The sequence below is a fragment of the Alteromonas sp. G4i13 genome (assembly GCF_054960505.1).
Genome location: NZ_JBHNYX010000048.1, coordinates 17,387 through 29,004 on the forward strand (window position 1 = coordinate 17,387; position 11,618 = coordinate 29,004).

11 protein-coding genes are annotated in these 11,618 nt (G+C 50.9%); 4 read left to right on the plus strand and 7 right to left on the minus strand.

What is annotated here, in order from left to right; genetic code table 11:
* Window positions 1-251 precede the first annotated feature (251 nt).
* The 6 genes from hypF to ACFI6J_RS18300 form a co-directional block, all read right to left on the minus strand.
* Entirely contained in the window at window positions 252-2,555 is a 2,304-nt protein-coding gene (gene hypF / locus ACFI6J_RS18275) for a carbamoyltransferase HypF (RefSeq protein ID WP_071978377.1), read from the minus strand.
* Entirely contained in the window at window positions 2,555-4,006 is a 1,452-nt protein-coding gene (locus ACFI6J_RS18280) for a nickel-dependent hydrogenase large subunit (RefSeq protein ID WP_020745474.1), read from the minus strand. The genes hypF and ACFI6J_RS18280 overlap by 1 nt, the downstream gene beginning before the upstream one ends.
* A 32-nt stretch (window positions 4,007-4,038) precedes the next feature.
* Complete coding sequence (locus tag ACFI6J_RS18285) at window positions 4,039-5,034, minus strand: NADH-quinone oxidoreductase subunit B family protein (protein ID WP_020745473.1); 996 nt, start codon at window positions 5,032-5,034, stop codon at window positions 4,039-4,041.
* A complete protein-coding gene (locus tag ACFI6J_RS18290) occupies window positions 5,027-6,355 on the minus strand; it encodes a PAS domain-containing sensor histidine kinase (protein ID WP_462586318.1) in 1,329 nt (442 codons plus the stop codon). The genes ACFI6J_RS18285 and ACFI6J_RS18290 overlap by 8 nt, the downstream gene beginning before the upstream one ends.
* A gap of 127 nt (window positions 6,356-6,482) precedes the next feature.
* The gene (locus ACFI6J_RS18295; RefSeq protein WP_020745470.1) at window positions 6,483-7,121 is read right to left on the minus strand and encodes a GNAT family N-acetyltransferase; all 639 of its coding nucleotides are present in this window, start codon (window positions 7,119-7,121) and stop codon (window positions 6,483-6,485) included.
* A gap of 365 nt (window positions 7,122-7,486) precedes the next feature.
* Complete coding sequence (locus tag ACFI6J_RS18300; protein ID WP_462586319.1) at window positions 7,487-7,849, minus strand: DUF3192 domain-containing protein; 363 nt, start codon at window positions 7,847-7,849, stop codon at window positions 7,487-7,489.
* Between the two features lie 215 nt (window positions 7,850-8,064).
* On the opposite strand from ACFI6J_RS18300, the gene ACFI6J_RS18305 reads away from it, so the two are divergent.
* Window positions 8,065-8,349: a hypothetical protein gene (locus ACFI6J_RS18305; RefSeq protein WP_071978374.1), complete on the plus strand. Its 285-nt coding sequence runs from the start codon at window positions 8,065-8,067 to the stop codon at window positions 8,347-8,349.
* Here the strand turns inward: ACFI6J_RS18305 and syd are convergent.
* Window positions 8,346-8,894: a SecY-interacting protein gene (gene syd, locus ACFI6J_RS18310; RefSeq protein WP_071978373.1), complete on the minus strand. Its 549-nt coding sequence runs from the start codon at window positions 8,892-8,894 to the stop codon at window positions 8,346-8,348. The genes ACFI6J_RS18305 and syd overlap by 4 nt on opposite strands.
* A 122-nt stretch (window positions 8,895-9,016) precedes the next feature.
* Here syd and queF point away from each other — a divergent pair, with 122 nt between their 5' ends.
* The 3 genes from queF to ACFI6J_RS18325 form a co-directional block, all read left to right on the plus strand.
* Window positions 9,017-9,859: an NADPH-dependent 7-cyano-7-deazaguanine reductase QueF gene (gene queF, locus ACFI6J_RS18315; protein ID WP_071978372.1), complete on the plus strand. Its 843-nt coding sequence runs from the start codon at window positions 9,017-9,019 to the stop codon at window positions 9,857-9,859.
* Window positions 9,860-9,903: 44 nt separating this feature from the next.
* Window positions 9,904-11,406 (plus strand): GGDEF domain-containing protein, encoded by a 1,503-nt coding sequence (locus tag ACFI6J_RS18320; RefSeq protein WP_071978371.1) that lies wholly within the window; start codon window positions 9,904-9,906, stop codon window positions 11,404-11,406.
* Window positions 11,403-11,618: pyrimidine/purine nucleosidase domain-containing protein (locus ACFI6J_RS18325; RefSeq protein WP_071978370.1), on the plus strand; the 216-nt coding region annotated here is incomplete at its 3' end. The genes ACFI6J_RS18320 and ACFI6J_RS18325, both read left to right, overlap by 4 nt.

The window sequence follows — 11,618 nt, forward strand, 5'->3', positions numbered from 1 at the left end:
TCAGCTATTATTTTTCTAATAACACAGCGTGGTGTTTTGTTAGTACGCACAAATCAGAATGCAAACAACAGACCAACTACAAAAACCATTTATTTTCATAAAGTTAGAATAAATCGAGAGAGAGTTACCTGAAGTCTACTTACCACTAGAAGAGGAAAGCGGAAAGTCTTTTTACACTGTGTTAACGGTGTTTCCAGACAGTAATTAATGAGGGGATGGCAGAGCAGAAGCTATGCCGGATAAAGCTGATTTTATTGATTTTTTGCCAGAGCAACCAGGGCCTGACCAAAGGCTATCCCGCCGTCATTCGCCGGCAATTGCTGATGCGTAAGGACTTTAAAGCCACTTGACTGCAAGGTATCCTGCAGCGCCTCACTAAGCAGCAGATTTTGCATCACACCACCGGATAACACTACGGTAGTAAAGTCGTAAGCCGCTTTTAACTTTAGCGTCATCTCACTAAGCGCAATCACCAGCCCTTTATGGAAAGCCATTGCCATTGCAGCTTTGCTCCGTCCCTGGCGTAAATCCGTTATAATCTGCTGCCACATCGCCTGAGGCACTACTTGATTATCAGTAATCCTGAGATGATAAGGTTCAACATCTTCCTGGCAGGTCTGAGCCAGCGATTCCAGCCGGATTGCAGCCTGCCCTTCGTAGGTTATTTGTGCCGGGGCGCAGCCAAGCGCCGTCGCAACGGCGTCAAACAGCCGGCCTGCAGAGCTACTCAGCGGGCAGTTTAACTGCATTGTCAGCATTTTTTCGAAGCTGTTGCACATGGGGTCTGCAAACTGTGGGCAAATATCGGTCATTTCTGCCAGTTGCCCGGCAGTGAAGCATTGTCGGAGCTGAGCATACAGCGACCGCCAGGGTGACTTGATCGCCTGAGCGCCACCAATTAAGGGGACCGGCGCTAGTGAGGCTATCCGTTTCATGGCAGCATAACCACCATATAAAAACTCGCCGCCCCACAGGGTCTCATCGGTGCCGAAACCGGTGCCATCCAGGCATATTCCGAGTACTGCATCGCCGGCCAGCGGATACTGATTGTCGCCCAGACAAGCGCCAATGTGCGCATGGTGATGCTGTACCCGGGTAAGGTGATTGCCCTGCTCTTCCAAGCTTACACCATGTTTTGTGGACAGATACTCCGGATGCATATCACAGACGTAATGTTCAGCAGCGTTTTCGTACAGCTCGCGATAAAGCTGCAAGGTGTGCAAATATTCATCGAACGTACTGGCATCGTGCAGATCGCCAAGATGTTGGCTAATCACCGCCCGGCCATCCTTAATCAGACACAGGGTATTCTTTAACTGGCCGCCCAAAGCGATAAGCGTCTGCCCGGCAGAGAAACCTGATGGTAACGGTAAGCTGGCAGGCGCATACCCGCGCGCGCGGCGCAGTATTTGTGTACCGTATTTACCCGCCACCACCACCGAATCATCCAGGCGGTTGTGGATTGGCCGATTGTGCAACAGCAACACATCGGCAATGTTATTTAACTGAGAGCGAGCCGCATCATTGGTGATCGCCTGGGGTTCCCCGGAACGATTGCCACTGGTCATTATCAGTGGAAAGTCTACCTCTGCCAGGAGCAGATGATGTACCGGCGAATAGGGTAACATCACACCGATTTTCGTATTGTCAGGGGCAACCGATGGCGCAATTTTATATTGCTCCGGGTTTTCCTGCCGGGACAACAGCACAACCGGCGCAGCAGGATGCGTTAACAGCGCCTCATCCTGCTCGTTAACTCTGGCAAACTGCCTGATTGCCTCAATATTCGAGGCCATTAATGCCAGCGCTTTATGGGGGCGCTGTTTTCGTTCACGTAATCGTTTCACTGCCTGTTCATTAGTGGCGTCACACGCTAAGTGAACCCCGCCAATCCCCTTTATCGCTACGATTTGACCATCCCGTAATGCCTCACCGAGGGCCTGAAACGGCGTCTCACTGGCGACTGGCTCACCACCGGGTGTTTCCAGCCAGCAATGAGGGCCGCAATCAGGGCAGGCATTTGGCTGGGCATGAAAGCGGCGATCGGCCGGGTTGTCATATTCCTGCTGACAAGCCGCACAAAGGGTAAATTCCACCATGGTGGTGGAGGCACGGTCGTAGGGAATTTGCCGGATAATACTCAGCCGCGGGCCGCAGTTGGTACAATTGATAAACGGATAATGATAACGGCGATCACCAGGCTGGAACAGCTCTGAAAGGCAATCCGGGCAGGTAGCGGCATCCGGTGCACAGCCGGTAGTAACGATCCCCGACTGAGATACGTCTATTGCAAAGGATGAAAATACAGGTAAATCCAACGCCTCTTGATGCATTGCATCAATCCGGGCCAGTGGCGGTAACTGCTGTAACATCAGCTCAGCAAACTCACCAGCCTGCGCCGCACTGCAATTAAGCTCAACTATAACGCCACCGGTATCGTTGAAAACCCGCCCGGTGAGCTTTAACTCTGTTGCCAGACGCCAGATAAACGGGCGAAAACCCACGCCCTGAACAATCCCGTTAACGCGTAAGCGCATTCCTTTGCTGTGTGGCATTAATGCACCGTGCAGGCCATACAGGGATCGAAAGAGCGGACAATATGTTGTACCGACACCGGTGTTTTCTCACCGTTCATTACCGGCGCGCCAACGACCGCCTGCTCCAGCGCACCGGGCTGTTCGTGTTGATCCCGGGGCGAAAAATTCCAGCTGGTCGGGGCGATGATCTGATAGTTACTGATCTTACCGTTTTTCACTTCCAGCCAGTGACCTAAGGCGCCCCGAGCTGCTTCAACCAGGCCAACGCCGGAGGTCTCGGCGGGCATTTCACCGTGATGACAAAAGGGCGCGGTAGGATCAATTTGCTTAACCCACTCTTCCATTTGCCCTACCACAATGGCCACTTCAAGCAGTCTGGCCACCACCCGGCTTAACACATTGCCACCATGGCGGCTTATCATGTCTCGCATCAGCGGGTGACCGTTAACTACCTGTCGCGCCAATGGCCCGACTTCCACCACCTCGTGACCTAAGCGGGGCGCCTTACACCAACTGTATCCCGCCTCGTTATCCAGCGTTGGCTGGGTAATTCCCTGCGCCGGCGGATGCGGATGGTCGGTGTCACTCATCCAGCTATGGGAGTGATCTTCGACTATTCGGGCGATATCCAACGGACTTGTCTGGCCATCTCTGTAGCTGCCAGCAGCCCACATCGGCTCATCAAGAGCACCATAAGCGCCGAAGCTGAGAAAATGATCCGTTGCCCTGCCAAGCTGGTGTAATTGTTGTACTTCAGCCACATGCAAAAAACGGCGGAAGTCAGAGCTGTGCCAGGGCTTTTGCTGATACCACTGCCATAATTCGGCTTCGCTTTTAAGCTGACTAATGGTGGTCAGACTATCGCCAAATAAAGTACTTTCGAGAAAACGCTTAAACCCGGCAACGATGGCCAGTAAACGCATGCGCTCTTTGGGCTCAATCGCTTTGGCTACCCCACCCGGCTGTAAACTCAGGGTGTGTGGCCACTTGCCGGCCATCAGCCCCATCAGGTGCAGAAAATCGGCCCGAGCTGGCAACATCTGCGTTGAGGCAGAGCCTGCAGTGGCTTTAAACCGCCCCTGAATATCACCAAACCAGCTAGCGCCAGCGTATGTGTCGCGGGCAAAATCGGGCATAAAAAACAGATAAAAATGCGTGATCAGATCGGTAATGTTTTCACTTGCCAGCACTAAGTTGGTACACAGCTCGCCGTTTTTCGGCATACTCAGTCCCATGGCATCAGCTAACGCCCGGGCACTGGCCACCGACTGGGTAACCGAGCAAATACCACAGATCCGCGGCGTATAAACCAGCGCATCCATGGGTTTGTGGCCCAGTAAAATTCGTTCAAACCCACGATACAGCGGCGAGTTTACTTCAGCTCGCTGCACTTTATCTTCGCCGGTTTCCAGGGTGATTTCCAGGTCCCCTTCCACGCGATTAAAGGGGCCTGCGACAATTCGGCTCATACTGCTACTCTCTGACTGCACATACTGATGGTTCAGCCTTTGCGTTTATGAATGGTGGGCGGATAAATTAGCTGCTCGGCAATGGCATTCTTTTTTAACCGTTCAGGCGTGGCCGCTTTAGACAATTGCGCCAGGGCAACAAACCATGCTTTGGGCATATCGGTTGGCAGGCCAACCGGGATCCCGGCAATTTTGGGCGTTTGGCAAAAACTGTGGCCCGGTTCTTCAAATTCGGGGGCGGTGCAATTAATACACGGGTAGCCACCGTTGGTACAGGAGCCCTGGCCATTCCAGGGCCGGCTGTTACAGTCAGCATGCGCCTGGGTGCCTTTACACCCCATATTTTCCATCATGCAACCGCGATCGCCCATATCCACCGCACTGGCTTTATATTCATAGAATTCGTTGCGGGAGCAACCATGATGCACCAGGTGATCGGCGTACATACGCGGACGACCAAACTTATCGAGTTGCTCATCATTGTGCTCACCCAGCGCTATGCTCATCAGGGTTTCGGTAACCCAGTCAGGGTGCACCGGACAACCGGCGATATTAACCACCTGATCGCCACTTTGCGACGTAAAATCCTTACCCAGCAGACCGCCCGCCATTTCGCCATCAAATTGCAGGCCCGTGGCATCAGTATCATTGGCACCAGCTGCCGTAATACATCCGTAGGCCGCGCAGCTACCAACGGCAACAGTGTAGCGGGCAATATCCGCCAGCGCTTTTACCCACTCAATCATAGGTTTGCCGGTACCGCCCAATATGTGAAACTTACCGGTGCCCATGGGGCCGGTCATCATAGAGCCTTCGATACAAAGAATATCCAGAATAATGTCACCGGCCAGGATCCCCTCGAGCATGGCAATACACTCATCACCGGTGGCTTCGCTTAATGATGGATGCCAGAGCAGATTGATGCCCGCATTTTCAAACAGGGTCAGGACATCGGGGGATTCGGCATTGAGTAACGACATGGAACAGCCGCCGCAACCACCGGATTGCAGCCATAACAGATTAAGCATCAGCGGACTCCCGGTTAGGTAAAAACAGGCTAGCGATTGCACCGCCATCGATATGATTGTCGATGGATAATTCGCCATTATGTTGCGAAACGATACCATAACTAATTGATAAACCAAAGCCTGTTCCCATTCCAACTGGTTTGGTTGTATAAAAAGGCTCAAAAATTTGCGGCGCATCGTCGGCGCTGATCCCAGATCCGGTATCCCTTATGGTCAATAACACGCCATCATTATCTGCACTGGCATTGATGGTTAATCTGCGCGTCTCGGAAGCAGCCATGGCATCTACCGCGTTTTCGATCAGGTTGACCACGACCTGATGGATCTGCCCGGCATGGCCATAAGCTTCCAGTGGTCGGGGAATGTTGTCTACCACCTCAACCGCAAAATCACTTTCTTTCATTATCCAGTGTAAAGCGGTATGCACCGCGTGACTGAGGTCGAAAGACGCTTTCTCCGACACCTGCGCAGACGAGAACTGACGTAAATCATTGACGATTTCTTTTACTCTGTCTGCGCCTTCCATGGTGCCATCCACCAGCGAATTGAGATCTTTGATGGCCTTTTCCAGACGCATGTTTTCACGCATCTCGCGCAGCGCGTCACGGCTTTCACCGCTGGCTACCGCATCAAAGTAAGTGCTGAGTTTATCGGTGTAACGACGTAACACGTGCATGTTGCCATACACAAAGCTGATGGGATTGTTCAGCTCGTGGGCTACACCTGCCACCAGACGACCCAGAGAAGCCATTTTTTCTGACTGAATAAGTCGTTGCTGGGCGAGCTGTAATTCAGCATGGGCAATATTAAGCTCTTTATAGGCTCTTTGCAGCTCACCAAGAGGGCGTCCTACCAGCACCATGCCCACAGACTTACCGCGGTGATTTAAGCGCGCCGTACAATTTACCGATAACGGTACACTGCCCGACTTGCCCTGTAATTCCAGCTCGTAGTCGCGCACAGACTGAGCACGCAGGCGTTCGTAAAAGCCCTGTACCTTGTCGTGCAACTCCGGGGCGATAAAGGTTAAAATAGAACGACCAATCAGAGCCGATTCAGACTCCCCCACCAGCTCGGTTAATGCCCGGTTTACGCCTTCAATGATACCGTCGTTATCACACACGACGAGCACATCGTTCATAGCACTTTGAATACTGTCAGAAAAGCTTTTGGCCTCTTCCAGCTCAACGTTTTTTTCTTCGACTTCGACCTGTGACTGCACCAGATCCGCATAGGCTTCATCCATTTTCTGGATGACACTTACCCAGGCATCTTCATTCTGAATGGCTTGTACCGGATTGAAGTCTAAAGAGTCTGACATATCTGCAGCGTGTAATTATCTATACAGGCACTATACCTGACGGGATTCGGCCCGCAAGGCTGACAAGGCATTTTCTCGTTAAAAGCAGGGCGGATTGCTCGCCCTGCACGGTATTCCCGGCGAACGATTAAGGCCTTGGACGGAACATAACCTGCCCGGTTTTATTAGCAATTTCCACCTGCGCGACTTTTTGATAAAAGCCGTCAGAAAAGAACGTTTCATATTTAGGTACTGTCACAAATACGCCCACCCCTTCTGAATCACGATGCTCAAGTAAGACACTGTCGATAGCCCGCATCAGCAGATGACCAAGACCGTGTGACTGATAGTCCGGATGCACCGCAATGAACGACAGCAGATGATACTTTTCAGCTGGCATGGCAGAACGAATTTTTTCCTCTTTCTCGAGCATTTGCCGGGTGCCGTAATACCCGGTGGTCAGCAGCATTTTTAACCGCCAGTGCCAATAACGCCCAGCCCCTGCAGCATTGTCTGGCCCCGTGAGGCAGGCAACAGACAATAATCGCCCCTCATCAAACAGGCCAATAATGGGTTGCTCGGCTTCCCAGAATGCGGTGAGTTCTTCGCGAATAGCCGACCGTAACCGCGATTCGTAGCCTTCTTTTTCACTCTGGAATATTTGTAAAAAAATTGGATCGTCGTGGTAGGCGTTGTAAATGATGGATGCAGCCACTTTCAGATCTTCCGCTGATAAGTATGCTGCTCTGATTTTATCCAGGTTTTGTTGGATTTCCGCTTGTACCATAGCCTGTCTCCCGTGTTGTGGTGATGCGTAAACGCCTGTTTTGCGACCCGGGCCGCCCTCTCACTCAACCGCTCAGCGCTGCCGCTGAACAACAGCAAACTGAAAACAACAAGATTGGTCTTAAGAGATACGTAATAGACGCACAAAAAGTGCATCAGTTCCCCACTCTAGCCGAAAAAATAACACCATGTAAATATACCGTTAACAATATTTATACATTTGAATAAGTTTAGCGATGATAATTGAGTACAGTGATCGGGCAGGTAGTGCAACGAGCCATCATTAATGATGGCCGGCCAGACAGCAACAAGCCCGATAAACGGGATGTTTATCGGGCTTGTCAGTAAGTGTAAACGGTGGGCGGATTAGATTTTACGGACCGCTTCTTCACCCCAACCAATTAAGCGATTATCTTTGAAGACCAGGGGAGTACACTCGTCCTTGGTGGTGATACCGTCGTCCTCGGTACGCTGCGTGCGATAGTAAAGAATCCGGTAAACGTGATCGCCCTCGCCTACCATTTCGTTGAAGTCGGCTACACCCATCTTACGGGTAACGTCTTCAAAGTGCGCATTCACTTCCAGATTGCTGATATGTTTACGATTATTATACTCACGCTGCTCCCAGCTGGCCTGGTAATGTTCTTTGTCATTACCTCCTACGGAAATGACACAACCAGACAGTAACATGGGTGCTACCAGAGCAGTACAAAGCATTAATTTTTTCATAGTGGTTCCCTGTTGAAAAATAATAAGTCACTAATGAACTTCAGGTAATCAAGAATGAGGCCAACTATAACTTATTGAATTTTAAAGAAATTAAAAAATAACCACTTGGCGGCGGTGCTAACTATCGGTATGATTAGCGAAATTTTCGTTGTTTTGACTAACTGACTAAAGGCCAAGCCCGCCTGGTGTGTTGGTCACCAGTAAAGAGTAAATGCATGTCCTCTAAAGAAAACCATAAAACCCTGGTCGAAATCTGCCATTTATTGGCGGCCGAGGGCTTAACGCCGGGTGTAGGCTTATTGCGTGGTAAAGCGCCTTTCAAGGTAAGCGTGCTGGACGCCATTGAGGCGATAAAGGTCTTTAATCAGCAGAATGTGCAGGTCAAAGCCCAACCCAAAACACCGGGCGACAAAGAGCGCATCGCTGAGCTGGAAAAACGGGTGGAACAGTTAGAGCAGGCCCTCGCGGTGATGGAGAGCCGGCTGGCAAAGCTCAGTTAAACGGCTGGCGTCAGGCCATCAATAAAGGTCGCCAGATCAGGTGCCAGACAACGAGTGGGCAATTTCCCCACCTGTTCCAGTACTACCTCACCTGAGGCATTATCTACAGACAAAATAAAGTCGTCTTCATCGGTTAAGCCAAAAAATAACGTGGGCGGCTGTTTTAGTCGCTGCTTCATTAACAAATGGCCAATCAGGTTTTGTTGTAGTCGCTCGAAGTCCTCTTCACTGCAAACCTGCAATAATTCACAGTTGCCTTGTTCAGCCTTAACCGGCAGATTAAAACTCCAGTAAGTGGTAAAGAATTTGCAAAATTGCTCGTTCAGCGTGATGTGCAAGGCGTTTTCGATATTGGCAAAGGTATATTCACCTTCCATCGGCACGGGCTGCCAGGTGCAGGGCTCTCCCTGGCTGGCGTTCCCCACATAACAGGGGGATGCTAATTCCGCTTCAAACTCAGTGGTCATCAGCGCGGGATGAGACGCTGCCGCTTGTTGTAAATCGCGCATTAACTTATGCAATGATTGTTGAACTATATTCTCCATTGCGATTCCATATCAGGTATACTAAACCTCTATAGTAAAGAATTTATGGCACTTTAAACACCAGCTTGGCATATTGAATGCGCGTGCCATGATTAATCAGTGGTAAAAAGTTACAGGACAGCATGACAGTAAAGCACTCTTCGTCACCGTCTCTTCCCGCCAACCTGACACTGGGTCAAAAGGTTGACTACATTGAACAGTACACGCCTGAGCTGTTGCAAGGTGTGCCGCGCTCGCTAAGCCGTGAACAAATTGGCGTTTCACAGCCCCTGCCTTTTGGCGGTGTGGATATCTGGAACGGTTATGAGCTTTCGTGGCTTAATCCGAAAGGCAAACCGCAGGTCGCCATTTTGCAATGCCAGGTGCCAATTGATTCGCAAAACCTTATCGAGTCTAAGTCTTTCAAGCTTTATCTGAACAGCTTCAATCAGTCGGTATTTGGCAGTGCAGATGAAGTGGCCCGACACTTAAGCAAGGATTTATCGGCCTGTGCCCAGGCACCGGTTAAGGTGCAATTATTCAGCGCCGGTCAGTTTGGCGCCCTTCACCTTGGTGAACTCGACGGCACCGTGATTGACGATCTGGACATTGAAATCAATGCCTATGAGCCGAGCCCGGAGCTGCTCACAACCGGCGACCAGCAGGTTTCTGAAACCCTGGTGAGTCATTTATTAAAGTCTAATTGCCTGATCACCAGTCAGCCTGACTGGGCCAGTGTGCAAATTCATTACGAAGGCGCGGCTATAGACCACGCCGGACTGCTGGCTTATCTCATCTCGTTTCGCCGGCATAATGAATTTCACGAGCAGTGTATCGAGCGAATTTTTTGTGATTTAATGAATCGATGCAAGCCGCACAAGCTAGCAGTCTATGCGCGCTACACCCGCAGAGGCGGATTGGATATCAACCCGCTACGGGCGAATTTTGATTTCAATGTATCGAACAATCGGTTAGCCCGGCAGTAGCATGCCGGCGGTTATTTTTGGCTAATAAGGAGCTTGCATAACACATGGAAGCGAAACAACTCCAATCGCTGCGCGCTCACAGTGAGCAACTGGCAGGATTTATAGTCCGGCTCACCAGTTATTATGAGGGATTATCGGCAGAGATTGATAAAGAGTTACAGTCTCTGCGCGGTCATTTAAGTGGCAAGATTGATTTCACTCTGGCCACCCTATCCATGAATAAAGTCAACCAGCTCATTATGCTGGAACCCTACTCAGTAAAAACCCTGACTCAGGCCTGGCTTCGCCAACTGGAAGAAGACATCCAGGCATTTCAGCGTCTGGTGACTGAGCCGGCGGCCCGCAGCCAGGCAGCCAAAGCCAGTAGCGCCCTGAAAAAGCCCATCAATGGCATCAGTGCCGTGCTGCCGCTCTATCAACAGGTATTAAAGTGCTATCAATCCGGCATGGGCAATGCTGAAGAGTCAACGACTGACAACCAACCCAATAACCGAACGGTACAGCTTAAACAAAACCTCATCGATGAGCTCGGTCAGTTGGTACAAACCTATATCCGGGTCAACCCGGAGGATGACTACATCGCCTCCCTGCAGGAGAGGCTTGGCCAGGGGCTTACCGAAGAAGAGTTACTGAATAGCTGCCTGATCCTGATCCGGGTAATGGTTCAGGAAACCCTCACCGAGGCCAATACGGCCGGTAAAATTATTCAGCGGCTGAATAATGCCCTGGGTAATATTAACGGTGACGTGCAATCCAGTATCTCAAAAAGTGCCGAGAGTTTTGAGGCGCGCCAGTCTCGCAACCAGGAATTGCGAAACGTGCTGGAAGACATGGAAGACGCCCTGGAAGGCGAAAGCAATATCGACGACTTAAAGCAGCAGGCGCAGCACTACTTGGGCCAGATGGCTAACTCACTCAGTGCCGGTGAAGAAGCCGAGCGTCAGGAACAGGAAGGCCTGATGTCACTGCTGGTCTCCATGCAGCAACAGCTCTCATCGCTGCAGAAACAAACCGACTCATACCGTAAAAAGCTGGTTGAACAGCGCATAAACATGTACACCGATCCGCTCACCCGGGTGCCCAATCGCATGGCATATAATGAAAGGGCTTCAAAAGAATGGGATCGCTGCCAGGCCCAGAACAAGCCACTGAGTATCGCGGTAGTCGACGTGGATCACTTCAAACGGATCAATGATAAATACGGCCACGCCGCCGGTGATAAAACACTCCAGGCCATAGCACGCCACCTGAAAACTAACCTGACCAGCAGCGAGTTTATGGCACGCTGGGGCGGTGAAGAATTTATTATACTGTTGCCCGATCATGCCAGCGATAAACTGTTAAATCGCCTGAATGAGTTGCGCGAGGGGCTGGCTAAGCTACCCTTTAAATTTAAACAAGAGCGCCTGACAGTCACAGCCTCCATCGGCGGTACTCAGTGCCGTACCGGGGAGAAGCTCGACGCCGCCTTTGAGCGGGCCGATAAAGGGCTATATAAAGCAAAATCCGGTGGTCGGAATCAGGTGGTCATTCAGGATAACGAATGAAAAAAATTCAGCTAAACCCTGTAGGTTGGATGAGCCAACTCTCCCAACTTGAAGTCAGCAAGCTTGAAGACACCACAAACAGTAACCTGTATCAGCTCTTCCGTAACTGCTGCCTGGCAGTGCTTAATAGCGGAGTGGATGAAGACAACTACGAAATGTTGTTTGCCCCCTACGAATCCTTCGACATTCGGCTGATTAAACGGGAACGGGGC